Raw genomic sequence first — 14,359 nt, 5'->3', positions numbered from 1 at the left:
CAGCGCCGACGGGGCCGGAGGGATCGAGGCCTGTCGGACTCAGTAGCGGTACTGCTGCTGGTCGTTATAGCCCGCCTGATAGCCCGCCTGCTGCTGTCCGTCGTAGCCCGTCCCGTAGCCGTCCTGGTACGGGTACGGCTGCTCGGGCGGGAGCTCGGCGCCGCCCTGCTGCTGGTCGTCGCCGGTGCGTTGCTGGGGGACCCAGACACCGCCGGGCGGGGTCTCGCCGGGGTAGCCGCCGGGGTACGCGGCCTCCTGTGCGGCATATCCGGGGTCGTAGCCCTGCTGCCCGCCGTAGCTGTCGTAATCGGCGTTGTAGGCGGCCTGCGTGCCGATGTAGGGGTCGGAGTAGGCGGCGTACTGGCCGTTGTCGTAGCCGTACTGGTCCTGCTCGTAGCCCGTCGTGGCGTAGCCGTCGTAGCCGTAGTCCCCGGCGGGGGCCGCGGCGGGCGCGGGCGGCGGCGGGAAGGACGACGCGTCGGTGTAGACGCCGTACTGCATGGTGTCGTCCGGCATCGGCTCCGGGGCGTAGACCGGGGACGCCTGGGTGGCCGCGAAGTCGGCGGGCTGCTCGGCGTGCGCGTCAGGGTGCGCGCCGGAGTGCGCCTCGGGCGCGTGCTCCGGCGGGTACGGAGCGCCGTACTCCACGTCGGACACCTGGAGCGTCGGGTCCTGCTCGGCGTCGGCGCCCTCGGTCCTGCGACGGCGGCTGCCGCCCGGACCGCCGCCGATGGCCCAGCCGGTGGAGAAGCCGCGGCGGAAGGAGAGCGTCACATAGGTCTGCCCGACGGCGAAGGTGGCGGCGCCGATCCCGATCACGACGACCGAGGGGATGAGCACGCCGACGACGACCCCGAGGAAGCCGACGAACGCGAGCAGCCGCCAGCGCAGCCGTGCCTTGTACTGCAGCAGCACCTCGCCGAGCAGCCACAGCGCGACGACGCCGAACGCGATGTAGAGGACCGTCCAGCCCATGTACGCCCCTCTCCTCCAGCCACCGCGTCCTGTCCGGACGCGGTCGTGGCCGTGTGGTCAGACCTGCCGCGGGTCGTCGTGCAGGCCCAGATTCTCGTAGATCTCCAGAGTCGCCGTGGAGTTGTTGAGCGTAATGAAGTGCAGACCTGGCACTCCTTCGGCAAGGAGCCGAGCGCAGAACTCCGTCGCGTACTCGATGCCAATGGAGCGTACCGTCGCCGGATCGTCTTGTGCCGAGAGGATCCGCTCTTTCAGTCCGGCCGGGAAGGAGGCGTTGCTGAGCTGCGCAAACCGCTGGAGCTGCTTCACATTCGTGAGCGGCATGACCTCCGGGATGATCGGGGTCTCGCAGCCGGCGGCGGCGACTCGGTCGCGCAGCCGCAAATAGTCCTCCGGATTGAAGAACATCTGCGTGATCGCGTAGTCGGCGCCCGCGCGGCACTTGTCCACGAAGTGCCGGATGTCGGTGTCCCAGTCCGCGGAGCGCGGGTGCATCTCGGGGAAGGCCGCGACGCCCACGCAGAAGTTGCCGGACTCCTTGATGAGCCGCACCAGTTCGGCGGCGTAGGTGACGCCCTTCGGGTGCGGGACCCACGCGCCCATGGGGTCGCCGGGCGGGTCGCCGCGCAGGGCGAGCATGTTCCGGATCCCGGCGTCGGCGTACTGCCCGATGATGTTGCGGAGTTCGGCGATGGAGTGGTTGACGGCGGTCAGGTGGGCGACCGGGGTCAGCGTGAAGTCCTCGACGATCTGCTCGGTCGCCTTCACGGTGCCGGAGCGCGTGGATCCGCCCGCGCCATAGGTGACGGAGACGAAGCTCGGCTGGACCGCCTCGACCCGGCGCAGCGCGTTCCACAGATTCCGCTCGCCCTTCGGGGTCTTCGGCGCGTAGAACTCGAACGAATACGAGGTCTTGCCGGTCGCGAGCATGTCACGGACCGTGCGCGGACGGTCCGTTCTGGTGGAAGCTGTGCCAAGGGCCATACCCGCAGGTTAGTCAGGGTGTGACGGCGCCCCAACCGCGGACGGTCGAAATGCCGGTTTTGCCGGTTTGTTGTCCACGCATCGGACAACCTGCGGGCCTCTGTACACCGTGTCCCCGACCACGGCCGTCCTGGTCTGCTCATACGCGACCACTTTCAGGCCGTACGCGATCGCGTCCCCTCAGGCCGTACGCAGCCGCTTCAGGCCGTACGCAGCCGCTTCGCGAGGTCGGCGGCCGCGGCTTGGGGATCCTCGGCCTCCGTGAGCGCGCGGACGACCACGATCCGGCGGGCGCCCGCCTCAAGGACCTGGTCGAGGTTGTCGGCGTCGATGCCGCCGATGGCGAACCACGGGCGGTCGGTGCCGAGCGCCGCCGTGGACCGCACCAGGTCGAGGCCGGGTGCGTGCCGACCGGGCTTGGTGGGGGTGGGCCAGCAGGGGCCGGTGCAGAAGTAGTCCACGCCCTCCTGCGTCGCGGCGGCGGCCGCCTCGGGCTCGGCGTGTGTGGAGCGGCCGATCAGGACCTCATCGCCGAGGATGGCGCGGGCCGCGGGGACGGGCAGGTCGCCCTGGCCCAGGTGCAGCACGTCGGCGCCGATCGCGTGGGCGACGTCCGCCCGGTCGTTCACCGCGAGCAGCTTGCCGTGGCGGGCGCAGGCGTCGGCGAACACGGCGAGGTGCTCCAGCTCCTCCCCCGCCTCCATGCCCTTGTCCCGGAGCTGCACGATGTCCACGCCCCCGGCCAGGACCGCGTCCAGGAACTCCGGCAGGTCGCCCTGGCGCTTGCGGGCGTCGGTGCACAGATAGAGGCGGGCGTCGGCGAGCTGTGCCGCGCGGGACTGTGGAGCGCCTGTCATGGGACGGATCCCCCGGTGTCGGTGGCGTACGGACCCCGGTGCGCGGGGCCCGTACGCCGTCGGTGTGTCAGGTCAGACGGCGAGCGCCTGGGCGCGGCGCTTCACCTCCGTGCCGCGATTCTCCCTCAGGGCCTGGGCGGGGGTCCCGGGCAGGGTCGGGTCGGGGGTGAAGAGCCACTCCAGCATCTCTTCGTCGTTGAAACCGTCGTCCCGCAGGACCGTCAGGAGCCCGGTGAGGCCCTTGACGATCTTTGCGCCGTCCTCGTCGATGAAGGCGGCGGGAACATACAGTGCCTTGTTCTCCCCCCGGCGTACGGCGATCAGCTGGCCTTCCTTCACCAGCTGCCGCACGCGGGTCACCTCCACGCCGAGCATCTCGGCGATCTCGGGAAGGTTGAGCCAGGCGGGGATGAGAGCCTCGGTCTTTGCGTCAATCTCGGTCACAGGGACAAGCGTGCCACCCCGGACTGACAGTCGGTACCTGGCGTGGCCAGGAGGCGGGGGTGACGTGCGGCGATGCCGGGCAGGACCCCCGGCGCGGCTACGCCTTCGCCGCTTTCAACGGGACCGCAGGGTCCGCCACGCGCTCCGCGTCGAGGGGTACGCCCGACTCGATCAGGCGGCGCCCCTGCGCCAGGTCGCGCGGACGCCCCACGGCGAGCAGGGCGACCAGGGCGCGGTCGCGCAGCCAGCACACCGACCAGGCCGGACCCGACGGGTCGCCGCGCCACACCAGGGTGTCCGCGGCGGCGTGGTGGCCCGCGTACTGCACGAAGCGGCCGAACTGCTCGGACCAGAAGTACGGGACCGGGTCGTAGACCGCCGGGGTCTCACCGATGATGTTCGCCGCGACGGTGCGCGGGCCCTGCAGGGCGTTGTCCCAGTGGTGCACCAGGAGCCGCTGGCCGTACCGGCCTGACGGGAACGAGGCGCAGTCCCCCACCGCGTACACATCGGGCGCCGAGGTGCGCAGCGCGGCGTCCGCGACGATCGCGCCGTCCGGGCCGGTGTCGATGCCGGAGCCGGACAGCCAGGCGGTGGTCGGGCGGGCGCCGATGCCGACGACGACGGCTCCGGCGGGCAGCCGGGTGCCGTCGTCCAGGATCACGGCGCCGGGCTCGATCCGCGCCACGCGCGCGTGCGTGCGCAGGGCCGCCCCGGCGTCCGCGTACCAGGCGGCCATCGGGGCGGCGACCTCGGCGGGCAGCGCCCCGGCGAGCGGCCGGTCGGTGGCCTCGACGACGGTGACCGCGCAGCCCGCCTCGCGCGCGGCGGTGGCGAACTCGGCGCCGATCCAGCCGGCTCCCACGACCACGATCTCGCTCTGCTCGGCGAGCACCGGACGGAGCCGGTCCGCGTCGTCCAGGGTGCGCAGCAGATGGACGCCGGGCACGCCCTCGGTGCCGGGCAGGCGCAGCGGTTCGGCGCCGGTGGCGAGGACCAGGACGTCGTACGGGACCGGGCCGCGGTCGGTGTCGACCTCGTGCGCGTCCGGGCGGACCCCGGTGACCTCGTGACCGAGGCTCAGCTCGACGTCGAGCTGCTCGAAGTCGATGTCGAAGGCGGAGCCCTCGGCCTTGCCGAGCAGTACGGCCTTGGACAGCGGCGGCCGGTCGTAGGGCTGGTGGGGCTCGGCGCCGATTACCAGGACCTCACCGGTGAAGCCCTGCTCGCGCAGCGCCACGGCGGTCTGTACGCCGGCCATTCCCGCGCCGACGATGACGACGCGCTGCTTCTGCTGCCTCTGCTCGCTCACACGATCACCCTAATCAACTGACGCGTCGTCAGGGAGAGTGGTGATCGAGGCCGGTACGTGACGTAGTGCACAGCACCGGACCCGGCGCCCTTCAGGTGACCGGGGCCAAGAGCTAGGGTGGCCGGCAGAGACCACACGCGGGAGCCCGGACGCACCGGGCTGAGAGGGAGGCTCACGCGCCTCCGACCGTACGAACCTGATCCGGGTCATGCCGGCGAAGGGAGGGGCTGGACGCCCATGCCTCCACGCACAGCGCACACGCCCGCGAAAGCGGCCCCTACTGAAGTGCGTACGCCCACTGAAGCGCGCACGCCCGCTGAAGTGCGCACGCCCACGAAAACGGCCACTACTGAAGTACGGACGCCACTCACACCGCCCTCCGGCGGCAGCAGTCACGACGTACTGGTGCTCGGCGGCGGGATCATCGGCCTCGTCACCGCGTGGCGCGCGGCGCAGCGCGGGCTGCGCGTCGAGGTCGTGGACCCGGAGCCGGGCGGCGGCGCGGCCCGGGTGGCGGCAGGCATGCTCGGCGCCGTCTCCGAACTGCACTACGGCGAGGAGACGCTGCTCGCCCTCAACCTCGCCTCGGCGGAGCGCTATCCGGCCTTCGCCGCCGAGTTGGCGGAGGCGAGCGGCCAGGACCTCGGCTACCGCCGGTGCGGCACGCTCGCCGTCGCGCTCGACGCCGACGACCGTGCCCATCTGCGCGAACTGCACGCCCTCCAGCACCGCTCGGGGCTCGACTCGCAGTGGCTCTCGGGCCGCGCGTGCCGCCGCCTCGAACCGCTGCTCGCGCCGGGCGTACGCGGCGGCCTGCGGGTCGACGGGGACCACCAGATCGACCCGCGGCGGCTCGCCCGTGCCTTGGTCACGGCGTGCGAGCGGGCCGGGGTGACCTTTCACCGGCAGGCGGCGGACCGGCTCACGGTGGTCGGCGACCGGGCGCGCGGCGCGGTGCTCGCGGACGGCACCGAGCTGACCGCGGACCAGGTGGTGCTCGCGACCGGCAGCCGCAGCGGTGACCTCGCCGGGGTGCCCGCCGAGGTCGTACCGCCGGTGCGGCCGGTCAAGGGGCAGGTGCTCCGTCTGACCGTGCCGCCCGCGTACGCGCCGTTCCTCAGCCGCACGGTGCGCGCCGTGGTCCGCGGCAGCCACGTCTACCTGGTGCCGCGCGAGAACGGCGAGCTGGTGATCGGCGCCACCAGCGAGGAGCAGGGCTGGGACACCACGGTCACCGCGGGCGGGGTGTACGAGCTGCTCCGGGACGCCCACGAGCTGGTGCCCGGGCTCACCGAGCTGCCGCTCACCGAGACCCGTGCCGGGCTGCGCCCCGGTTCCCCGGACAACGCCCCGCTGCTCGGCCCCACGGCGCTGCCCGGCCTGCACCTGGCGACCGGCCACTACCGCAACGGCGTGCTCCTGACGCCGATCACCGGCGACGCCATGGCGCACGTCCTGGCGGCCGGTGAACTGCCGGAGTACGCCCGCCCGTTCACGCCCCGCCGGTTCGACGCGCACGGGAAGCGGGACGCACGACAGGACGTACACCAGGAGCCGCTGCCGCAAGACGTACGAAAGGCGTCTCCCCTACGGGAAAGACCCGCCGCACCGGAACACCTCGCAGCAGCAACTCCCGCCGTCCTCGAAGAGGAGCGGACCGTGCGCGAGGAGCAGGCCGTACGCGAGGAGCAGGCCGTATGAGCGCCGCAGCAGCGCCGGACCCCGGAACCGTGCCGTCCGGCATCACCGTGTCCGTGAACGGCGAACCGCAGGACATCCCCGCGGGCACCACGCTCGACGCCCTGGTCGCCCGCCTGAGCGCCGCGCCCTCCGGGGTCGCGGCCGCCGTCAACGAAACCGTCGTCCCGCGCGGCGAGTGGCACCGCACCACCCTGCGCGCCGGGGACCGCGTCGAGGTCCTCACCGCCGTCCAAGGAGGCTGACCCATGGCAGACGACCCCCTGGTCATCGGCGGTACGACGTTCTCGTCCCGCCTCATCATGGGGACCGGAGGCGCGCCCAGCCTCGACGTCCTCGAGCGGTCCCTGGCCGCGTCCGGCACCGAGCTCACGACCGTGGCGATGCGCCGCGTCGACCCGGCCGTCAAGGGCTCGGTCCTCTCCGTCCTCCAGAAGCTCGACATCCAGGTACTGCCCAACACCGCGGGCTGCTTCACGGCCGGGGAGGCGGTGCTCACGGCGCGGCTGGCCCGTGAGGCGCTCGGCACCGATCTGATCAAGGTCGAGGTGATCGCGGACGAGCGCACCCTGCTTCCCGATCCGGTGGAGACCCTGGAGGCCGCCGAGACCCTGGTCGACGACGGCTTCACGGTCCTTCCGTACACCAATGACGACCCCGTCCTGGCGCGGAAGCTGGAGGACGTCGGGTGTGCCGCGGTGATGCCGCTCGGCTCCCCCATCGGCTCCGGCCTGGGCATCCGCAATCCGCACAACTTCCAGTTGATCGTGGAGCACGCGCGCGTGCCGGTGATTCTGGACGCGGGCGCCGGTACGGCCTCCGACGCCGCGCTCGCCATGGAGCTGGGCTGCGCCGGGGTGATGCTGGCCTCGGCGGTGACCCGGGCGCAGGAGCCGGTGCTCATGGCGGAGGCGATGCGGCACGCGGTCGAGGCGGGGCGGCTGGCGTACCGGGCCGGGCGGATCCCGCGTCGCCACTTCGCGCAGGCGTCGTCGCCGGCGGAGGGCCTGGCCCGGCTCGATCCGGAGCGGCCTGCGTTCTGACCGTCACCGGTTATAAGGGTTACCAAAGGGGCCTACCCCGGGTCACAGCTCTGCTGCAGTACGCCCCCGGTACCCCCCGGACGGTCCGGGCTGTCCGTGTCCGCTCGTAGACTCTCCGCGTGGACACGACCCTTCAGGACCCCCTGGTCGGGCAGGTGCTCGACGGCCGCTATCGCATCGATGCGCGCGTTGCCGCCGGCGGGATGGCCACGGTCTACCGGGCCGTGGACACCCGCCTCGACCGCGTGCTCGCGCTCAAGGTGATGCACCCGAGCCTGGCCGCCGACGCATCCTTCGTGGAGCGCTTCATCCGTGAGGCCAAGTCGATCGCGCGGCTCTCGCACCCGAATGTGGTGGGGGTCTACGACCAGGGCACGGACGGCTCGTACGTCTATCTCGCGATGGAGTACATCGCGGGCTGCACCCTGCGCGACGTCCTGCGGGAGCGCGGCGCGCTGCAACCCAGGGCCGCCCTGGACATCCTGGAGCCGGTCCTCGCCGCACTCGGCGCCGCCCACCGCGCCGGGTTCGTGCACCGCGACATGAAGCCGGAGAACGTCCTGATAGGGGACGACGGCCGGGTCAAGGTCGCCGACTTCGGCCTGGTCCGCTCGGTGGACACGGTCACGAACACCACGGGTGCCGTCCTCGGCACCGTCGCCTACCTCGCCCCCGAGCAGGTCGAGCACGGCACCGCCGACCCCCGGGTCGACGTGTACGCGTGCGGCGTCGTCCTCTACGAGATGCTGACCGGCGCCAAGCCGCACTCCGGGGACACCCCCGCCCAGATCCTCTACCGGCACCTGCACGAGGACGTGCCGCCGCCGTCCGCCGCCGTGCCGGGCCTGCCCGTCGGCCTGGACGAACTGACCGCGTCCGCGACCGCCCGTACGCCCGAGGTCCGCCCGTACGACGCCGTGGCGCTGCTCAGCCAGGCACGCGAGGCCCGGGCCGCCCTGACCGACGAGCAGTTGGACGCGGTGCCGCCGGGGGCGCGCGCCGCGGAGCACAGCAACGCCGAGGACCGCACGAGCGTGATCCCGCGCGCGACCGGCGCCGTGCCCTACCCGCTCCCGCCCCAGGCGGACGGCGACCGTGGCCAGCACGGCGTCCGCGGCGTCCGCGACGAAGGAGTGCACCACACCAGCCGTCTGGAGATGCCGCTGCCCGCGCCGTCCGATCCACCGGGGACGCCGGGCGGGCGATCGGGCCACGGGGCGCGCCGGGGCCCGCGCCGGTCGGTGCTCGCCGTCGTCGCCGCGCTGCTGCTCGTGCTCGGTGTCGGGGCGGGCGTCTGGTACATCAACTCCGGCCAGTTCACCCGCGTACCGCCGCTGCTCAGCAAGACCGAGTCGGAGGCCCGCAAGACGCTCTCCGACGCCGGGCTCGACGTACGCGAGGTGAAGCGCGCCTACAGCGACAACGACAAGCGCGGCACCGTGATGTCCAGCGACCCGGAGATGGGCGAGCGCATCCGGGACAACGGCAAGGTGACCCTGACGATCTCGCTCGGCCCGCGCATCGTCACGGTCCCCGAGGTGCGGAACGAGCAGCTGGCCACGGCGCGGAAGAAGCTGAAGGACCGTGGCCTCGAACCGGGCATGGTCACCCGGCAGTTCAGCGACGAGGTCCCGAAGAACTCGGTGATCAGCACGGATCCGGCGGTCGGCAGCAAGCGCAAGCCCGGTACGGCCGTCGCTCTGACGGTCAGCAAGGGCAGCCCGGTCGACGTGCCGAGCGTGGTCGGCGACTCGGTCGACGACGCCCGCACCGAGCTTCAGGAGGCGGGTCTGAAGGTGGAGATCGCGCCCGAGCGGATCTTCTCCGAGGAGGACAAGGGCAGCGTCGCCCGCCAGTCCCCCGGCGAGGGCGCCCAGCTCGCGACGGGCGACAAGGTCACGCTCACCGTCTCCAAGGGCCCGGACATGGTCGAGGTCCCCGATGTCGTGGGCCTGCGCGAGGCCCAGGCGCGGCAGAAGCTCGTGGCCAAGGGCTTCACGGTGAAGGTGCAGAGCTGGTTCTTCGGCGACAAGGTCTGGGACCAGTCCGTGAACGGCGGGGAAGAGGCACCCAGGGGCAGCGAGATCACGATTCGCGTGCGCTGAGCCCCGGGCGCTTCTTCCGCACCACGGATCCGTCGCCGGACGGGCTGATATATGCCCCCTGCCGACCGGTCCCCCGCCCCATGACAACCTTGGCGGCGTGAGCAGCGAGAACGTCAGCAGCAGAAGCCGCAACCCCATCGGCGGTCATGTCCCGGTGGCCGGGGGCCTCGCCACCAAGGGTCTCCGGTACGCCCGTGAGATGGGCGCCGAGACGGTTCAGGTCTTCGTCGCCAACCCGCGTGGCTGGGCGACGCCGGTCGGCAATCCCGAGCAGGACGAGGCGTTCCGGGCGGCCTGCGCGGCCGAGGGACTCCCCGCGTACATCCACGCCCCGTATCTGATCAACTTCGGCTCGCACACCGAGGCGACCGTCGAGCAGTCCGCGGCGTCCCTGCGCCACTCGTTGCGCCGCGGCCGCGAGATCGGCGCGCTCGGCGTGGTGGTGCACACCGGCTCGGCGACCGGCGGCCGGGAGCGTTCGGTCGCCCTGCGCCAGGTGCGCGAGCGCATGCTGCCGCTGCTCGACGAGCTGACGCACGACGACGACCCGGATCTGCTGCTGGAAGGGACCGCGGGCCAGGGTTCCTCGCTGTGCTCCCGCACCTGGGACTTCGGCCCGTACTTCGAGGCCCTGGACGCGCACCCGAAGCTCGGTATCTGCCTCGACACCTGCCATGTCTTCGCGGCCGGGCACGACCTGGCGGGTCCTGGCGGCATGACGCAGACCCTCGATCTGCTCACGGACACCGTCGGTACGGGGCGTCTGAAGCTGATCCACGCCAATGACTCGAAGGACGTGGTGGGCGCCCACAAGGACCGGCACGCCAACATCGGCGCCGGTCACATCGGCGCGGAGCCGTTCCGCGAGCTCTTCGAACATGCCGAGACCCAGGGGGTACCGCTGATCATCGAGACGCCGGGCGGCCCGGAGGGGCACGCCGCGGACGTCTCCCGGCTCAAGGCGCTGAGGGACGGCCAGGGCGACCAGGACGGCCACGTCGACCAGGTCGGTCAGAAACTCACCGCCGCTTGAGGAATACCCCTGGGGGGTATACGGTTCTTGTCAGTGACAGGGACCGCTACTCGACTTTGGGGTTACTCATGGACCACGGCACCCACACCGCGCATGAGCACCACGAGCAGCACGAGCAGCACAAGCAGCCCGAGCAGCACGACCACCACAACCACAGCACGGGCAAGGTCAGCTGGTCCATGGCGGCGAAGGCCACCCTGCACTGCCTCATCGGGTGCGCCATCGGCGAGGTGCTCGGCATGGTCATCGGCACCGCCTTCGGGTGGGCCACCGCGCCCACGATGGTGCTCGCCATCGTCCTGGCGTTCTTCTTCGGCTACTCGCTCACCCTGTGGGCGGTCGTCCGGGCCGGTGTCGGCCTGAAGGCGGCGATCGGCGTGGCGCTCGCCGCGGACACCCTCTCCATCGCGGTCATGGAGATCGTCGACAACGGCGTGCTGCTGCTCGTACCGGGAGCCATGGAGGCACATCTGGCCGACGCGCTGTTCTGGGGCGCGCTCACCTTCGCCTTCGCCGTCGCCTTCGTGGTGACCACCCCGGTCAACAAGTGGATGATCGGCCGCGGCAAGGGCCACGCGGTGGTGCACCAGTACCACCACTGACCCGCACAGCAGGTCCCCACGGCCCGGAGGCTGCTACAGCTCCGGGCCGTCGCCCGGTTCCTCCTGGTAGGAGTAGCGCTGCTCGCGCCAGGGGTCGCCGATGTTGTGGTAGCCGCGCTCCTCCCAGAAGCCGCGGCGGTCGGCGGTCATGTACTCGACGCCGCGGACCCACTTCGGGCCCTTCCAGGCGTACAGATGCGGCACCACGAGCCGCAGCGGAAAGCCGTGTTCCGCGGTGAGCAGCTCGCCGTCGCGGTGCGTGGCGAAGATGGTCTTCTCGGCACCGAAGTCGGAGAGCCGGAGATTCGAGCTGAAGCCGTACTCGGCCCACACCATCACATGGGTGACATCGGGCGCGGGCGGTGCGAGCTCGAGGATCGTCCGTGCCGGGACCCCGCCCCACTCGGCGCCGAGCATCGAGAACTTCGTGACGCAGTGGAGATCGGCCACCACGGTCTCGTACGGCAGGGCCGAGAACTCCTCGTGGTTCCAGCAGTGCTTCTCGCCGTCGGCGGTCGCGCCGAAGACCCTGAACTCCCAGCGCTCCGGGCGGAATTTGGGCACCGGGCCGTAGTGAGTGATCGGCCAGCCCCGCTGTAGCCGCTGTCCCGGAGGAAGCTCCGACTGCTCCATTTCGCGGCTTTCCGGCTGACCCATGCCTCCATGATGACAGCCCGCGACAGGTGGATGTGACCAGGGCCGCACCGATTAGGGGCAACTCCGACTAAGCGTGAACTTACTGGACGCCCTTCAGAACGCGGTGCCAAGATGCGCGGACCTGCCCCAGTCCCGCACTTGGAAGGAGCCGCCGCAATGCAAGGCGACCCCGAGGTCATCGAGTTTCTGAATGAGCAGCTGACCGCCGAGCTGACGGCCATCAACCAGTACTTCCTGCACGCGAAGATGCAGGAGAATTTCGGCTGGCCGAAGCTGGCGAAGTACACCCGGTCCGAGTCGTTCGACGAGATGAAGCACGCCGAGGTGCTGACCGACCGGATCCTTTTCCTCGAGGGCTTCCCCAACTACCAACGCCTGTTCCATGTACGGGTGGGCCAGACCGTCACCGAGATGTTCCAGGCCGACCGGCAGATCGAGGTGGAGGCCATCGACCGGCTCAAGCGCGGGATCGAGGTCATGCGCACCAAGGGCGACATCACCTCGGCGAATATCTTCGAGTCGATCCTGGCGGACGAGGAGCACCACATCGACTATCTGGACACCCAGCTGGAGCTGGTCGAGAAGCTCGGCGAGCCGCTGTACATCGCCCAGCTGGTCGAGCAGCCATAGGCCCGAGGGCCGCAGCCTGAGAGCCAAGGCCTGAGAGCTGAAGCCTGAGGGCCACGGCCCAAGGGCTAGGCCGCCTCGTCGAGACCGGCGAGTTCGGCCGTCGGTGTGAGGGCGGGCTTGCCCTGGTCGAGCAGTTCTCGGCGGGGGCACGCGTCTCGGCCGAGGAGTGCCTGGATCCGGCGTACGCAGGAACCGCAGTCGGTGCCCGCTTTGCAGGCGGAAGCTATCTGGCGGGGAGTGCAGGCGCCGTCCGCCGCGTGCTTCTTGACCTGGTCCTCGGTGACACCGAAGCAGTTGCAGACGTACACGCGGTTCACCTCCCCGGTGATTCACGATCGGGATCGGATCGTCGAGATCGATTGATGGCGCCGCCCCGATTGATCGGTGAGGCTAACCTAACCTTACCCGCCAGGGTTCGGCTACAAAAGCGGCGTGGGGTGCGGATCGAGTGTGATCCGCACCCCACGCCGTTGCGTGAAAAGGGACAGACTTACTGGTCCCGGTACATCTCGGCGACCAGGAAGGCCAGGTCAAGAGACTGGCTGCGGTTCAGGCGCGGGTCGCAGGCCGTCTCGTAGCGCTGGTGCAGATCATCGACGAAGATCTCGTCGCCGCCGCCCACGCACTCGGTGACGTCGTCACCGGTGAGCTCGACGTGGATGCCGCCCGGGTGGGTGCCGAGCGCCTTGTGCACCTCGAAGAAGCCCTTGACCTCGTCGAGCACGTCGTCGAAGCGGCGGGTCTTGTGGCCGGAGGCCGCCTCGTACGTGTTGCCGTGCATCGGGTCGGTGATCCAGGCGACCTGGGCGCCGGAGGCGGTGACCTTCTCGACCAGCTCGGGCAGCTTGTCGCGGATCTTGTCCGCGCCCATCCGCACGATGAAGGTGAGCCGGCCCGGCTCGCGGTCCGGGTCGAGGCGCTCGATGTACTGAAGCGCCTCCTCCGGGGTGGTCGTCGGGCCCAGCTTGATGCCGATCGGGTTGCGGATCTGCGCGGCGAACTCGACGTGCGCGTGGTCCAGCTGGCGGGTGCGCTCACCGATCCAGACCATGTGGCCGGAGGTGTCGTACAGACGGCCGGTGCGCGAATCGGTCCGGGTCAGGGCCGACTCGTAGTCGAGCAGCAGCGCCTCGTGCGAGGCGTAGAACTCGACGGTCTTGAACTCCTCCGGGTCCGCGCCGCAGGCGTGCATGAAGTTCAGGGCGTTGTCGATCTCGCGGGCCAGCTGCTCGTAGCGCTGGCCGGACGGGGACGACTTCACGAAGTCCTGGTTCCAGGCGTGCACCTGACGCAGATCCGCGTACCCACCGGTGGTGAAGGCGCGCACCAGGTTCAGCGTCGAGGCGGAGGCGTGGTACATCCGCTTCAGGCGCTCGGGGTCCGGGACACGGGCCGCTTCGGTGAAGTCGAAGCCGTTCACGGAGTCGCCGCGGTACGTCGGCAGGGTGACGCCGTCGCGGGTCTCGGTGGGCTTGGAGCGCGGCTTGGAGTACTGGCCCGCGATCCGGCCGACCTTCACGACGGGCACGGAGGCGGCGTACGTGAGCACGGCGCCCATCTGGAGCAGGGTCTTCAGCTTGTTACGGATGTGGTCGGCCGACACGGCGTCGAAGGCCTCGGCGCAGTCGCCGCCCTGAAGCAGGAACGCCTCTCCCTTGGCGACGGACGCAAGGCGGGCGCGCAGCTGGTCGCACTCGCCGGCGAAGACGAGTGGCGGATACGACTCGAGGTCCGCGATCACATCGCGCAGAGCCTCGGCATCGGGGTACTCGGGCTGCTGCGCCGCGGGCAGATCTCGCCAGGTGTTGCCACCATTGGTGGTGGTCTTAGCGTTCACGGTCACCTCGTCAACTTTACGGGGTCCTCACGTGTGCCACGGTCGTGGCCCACTACGTGAGACGCCCCGCGGACAGGGCCTTCTGCCGCTTGATGCGGCCCGAGGATGCGTTAGGGTGCCTGGCATGTTCGCGCAGCAGATCCAGAACTGGTGGTGGACCGCTCTCCCGGCGGCCCACTGAT

Annotated in this window: 16 protein-coding genes and 1 riboswitch; of the genes, 8 read left to right on the top strand and 8 right to left on the bottom strand. The window is 70.8% G+C overall.

Translation table 11 applies throughout. The features are described 5' to 3' along the window. Positions 1 to 39: 39 nt before the first annotated feature. From ACWD10_RS12750 to ACWD10_RS12730, 5 genes are all read right to left on the bottom strand, one after another. Positions 40 to 975: an SCO2102 family sporulation regulator gene (locus ACWD10_RS12750; RefSeq protein WP_451089942.1), complete on the bottom strand. Its 936-nt coding sequence runs from the start codon at positions 973 to 975 to the stop codon at positions 40 to 42. A 57-nt stretch (positions 976 to 1,032) separates the two neighbouring features. Next, positions 1,033 to 1,959 carry a methylenetetrahydrofolate reductase [NAD(P)H] gene (gene metF, locus ACWD10_RS12745; RefSeq protein WP_451089940.1) on the bottom strand — a complete coding sequence of 309 codons (927 nt, stop codon included), beginning with the start codon at positions 1,957 to 1,959 and terminating at the stop codon, positions 1,033 to 1,035. A 200-nt stretch (positions 1,960 to 2,159) separates the two neighbouring features. Continuing rightward, positions 2,160 to 2,816: a thiamine phosphate synthase gene (thiE, locus tag ACWD10_RS12740; protein WP_451089938.1), complete on the bottom strand. Its 657-nt coding sequence runs from the start codon at positions 2,814 to 2,816 to the stop codon at positions 2,160 to 2,162. Positions 2,817 to 2,888: 72 nt separating this feature from the next. Beyond that, positions 2,889 to 3,260: an Rv2175c family DNA-binding protein gene (locus ACWD10_RS12735; RefSeq protein ID WP_451089936.1), complete on the bottom strand. Its 372-nt coding sequence runs from the start codon at positions 3,258 to 3,260 to the stop codon at positions 2,889 to 2,891. A gap of 97 nt (positions 3,261 to 3,357) precedes the next feature. Then, positions 3,358 to 4,521: an NAD(P)/FAD-dependent oxidoreductase gene (locus tag ACWD10_RS12730; protein WP_451090070.1), complete on the bottom strand. Its 1,164-nt coding sequence runs from the start codon at positions 4,519 to 4,521 to the stop codon at positions 3,358 to 3,360. Between the two features lie 178 nt (positions 4,522 to 4,699). Beyond that, positions 4,700 to 4,812, top strand: a riboswitch (TPP riboswitch). A gap of 162 nt (positions 4,813 to 4,974) precedes the next feature. On the opposite strand from ACWD10_RS12730, the gene thiO reads away from it, so the two are divergent. The 6 genes from thiO (at position 4,975) to ACWD10_RS12700 (ending at position 11,053) form a co-directional block, all read left to right on the top strand. Then, positions 4,975 to 6,273 carry a glycine oxidase ThiO gene (gene thiO / locus ACWD10_RS12725; protein WP_451090069.1) on the top strand — a complete coding sequence of 433 codons (1,299 nt, stop codon included), beginning with the start codon at positions 4,975 to 4,977 and terminating at the stop codon, positions 6,271 to 6,273. Beyond that, on the top strand, positions 6,270 to 6,515 hold the full coding sequence (thiS, locus tag ACWD10_RS12720; RefSeq protein ID WP_451089934.1) for a sulfur carrier protein ThiS: 246 nt from the start codon (positions 6,270 to 6,272) through the stop codon (positions 6,513 to 6,515). Before thiO ends, thiS begins: the two co-directional genes overlap by 4 nt. Before the next feature lie 3 nt (positions 6,516 to 6,518). Continuing rightward, on the top strand, positions 6,519 to 7,313 hold the full coding sequence (locus ACWD10_RS12715; protein ID WP_451089932.1) for a thiazole synthase: 795 nt from the start codon (positions 6,519 to 6,521) through the stop codon (positions 7,311 to 7,313). A 119-nt stretch (positions 7,314 to 7,432) separates the two neighbouring features. Continuing rightward, positions 7,433 to 9,418, top strand: a complete 1,986-nt coding sequence (gene pknB / locus ACWD10_RS12710; protein WP_451089930.1) for a Stk1 family PASTA domain-containing Ser/Thr kinase — start codon at positions 7,433 to 7,435, stop codon at positions 9,416 to 9,418. A gap of 97 nt (positions 9,419 to 9,515) precedes the next feature. After that, positions 9,516 to 10,451 (top strand): deoxyribonuclease IV, encoded by a 936-nt coding sequence (locus ACWD10_RS12705; RefSeq protein ID WP_451089928.1) that lies wholly within the window; start codon positions 9,516 to 9,518, stop codon positions 10,449 to 10,451. A gap of 68 nt (positions 10,452 to 10,519) precedes the next feature. Further along, positions 10,520 to 11,053, top strand: coding sequence for a DUF4396 domain-containing protein (locus tag ACWD10_RS12700; protein WP_451089926.1), 534 nt, complete (start codon positions 10,520 to 10,522; stop codon positions 11,051 to 11,053). A gap of 33 nt (positions 11,054 to 11,086) precedes the next feature. Here the strand turns inward: ACWD10_RS12700 and ACWD10_RS12695 are convergent, their stop codons facing one another. Beyond that, on the bottom strand, positions 11,087 to 11,710 hold the full coding sequence (locus ACWD10_RS12695; protein WP_451089924.1) for a sulfite oxidase-like oxidoreductase: 624 nt from the start codon (positions 11,708 to 11,710) through the stop codon (positions 11,087 to 11,089). A gap of 156 nt (positions 11,711 to 11,866) precedes the next feature. On the opposite strand from ACWD10_RS12695, the gene bfr reads away from it, so the two are divergent. Further along, positions 11,867 to 12,340 carry a bacterioferritin gene (gene bfr / locus ACWD10_RS12690; RefSeq protein WP_451089922.1) on the top strand — a complete coding sequence of 158 codons (474 nt, stop codon included), beginning with the start codon at positions 11,867 to 11,869 and terminating at the stop codon, positions 12,338 to 12,340. A 65-nt stretch (positions 12,341 to 12,405) separates the two neighbouring features. Here bfr and ACWD10_RS12685 read toward each other — a convergent pair whose 3' ends face one another. Further along, complete coding sequence (locus ACWD10_RS12685) at positions 12,406 to 12,657, bottom strand: (2Fe-2S)-binding protein (protein WP_451089920.1); 252 nt, start codon at positions 12,655 to 12,657, stop codon at positions 12,406 to 12,408. Positions 12,658 to 12,830: 173 nt separating this feature from the next. Further along, on the bottom strand, positions 12,831 to 14,183 hold the full coding sequence (locus ACWD10_RS12680) for a class II 3-deoxy-7-phosphoheptulonate synthase (protein ID WP_451089918.1): 1,353 nt from the start codon (positions 14,181 to 14,183) through the stop codon (positions 12,831 to 12,833). Between the two features lie 118 nt (positions 14,184 to 14,301). Here ACWD10_RS12680 and ACWD10_RS12675 point away from each other — a divergent pair, with 118 nt between their 5' ends. After that, entirely contained in the window at positions 14,302 to 14,358 is a 57-nt protein-coding gene (locus ACWD10_RS12675; protein WP_350749699.1) for a trp operon leader peptide, read from the top strand. The last annotated feature ends 1 nt before the right edge of the window (position 14,359 follow it).

The sequence above is a fragment of the Streptomyces sp. NPDC002851 genome, assembly GCF_053591935.1.
The sequence above is the reverse complement of the archived record's forward strand: the minus strand, read 5'-3'. Positions and strand labels throughout refer to the sequence as shown.

Excerpts from the sequence above, each read along its gene's own strand:
- ACWD10_RS12750 (WP_451089942.1), bottom strand. The coding sequence starts at position 975 with ATGGGCTGGACGGTCCTCTACATCGCGTTCGGCGTCGTCGCGCTGTGG.
- metF (WP_451089940.1), bottom strand. The coding sequence starts at position 1,959 with ATGGCCCTTGGCACAGCTTCCACCAGAACGGACCGTCCGCGCACGGTC.
- thiE (WP_451089938.1), bottom strand. The coding sequence starts at position 2,816 with ATGACAGGCGCTCCACAGTCCCGCGCGGCACAGCTCGCCGACGCCCGC.
- ACWD10_RS12730 (WP_451090070.1), bottom strand. The coding sequence starts at position 4,521 with ATGGCCGGCGTACAGACCGCCGTGGCGCTGCGCGAGCAGGGCTTCACC.
- thiS (WP_451089934.1), top strand. The coding sequence starts at position 6,270 with ATGAGCGCCGCAGCAGCGCCGGACCCCGGAACCGTGCCGTCCGGCATC.
- ACWD10_RS12715 (WP_451089932.1), top strand. The coding sequence starts at position 6,519 with ATGGCAGACGACCCCCTGGTCATCGGCGGTACGACGTTCTCGTCCCGC.
- ACWD10_RS12700 (WP_451089926.1), top strand. The coding sequence starts at position 10,520 with ATGGACCACGGCACCCACACCGCGCATGAGCACCACGAGCAGCACGAG.
- ACWD10_RS12695 (WP_451089924.1), bottom strand. The coding sequence starts at position 11,710 with ATGGGTCAGCCGGAAAGCCGCGAAATGGAGCAGTCGGAGCTTCCTCCG.
- bfr (WP_451089922.1), top strand. The coding sequence starts at position 11,867 with ATGCAAGGCGACCCCGAGGTCATCGAGTTTCTGAATGAGCAGCTGACC.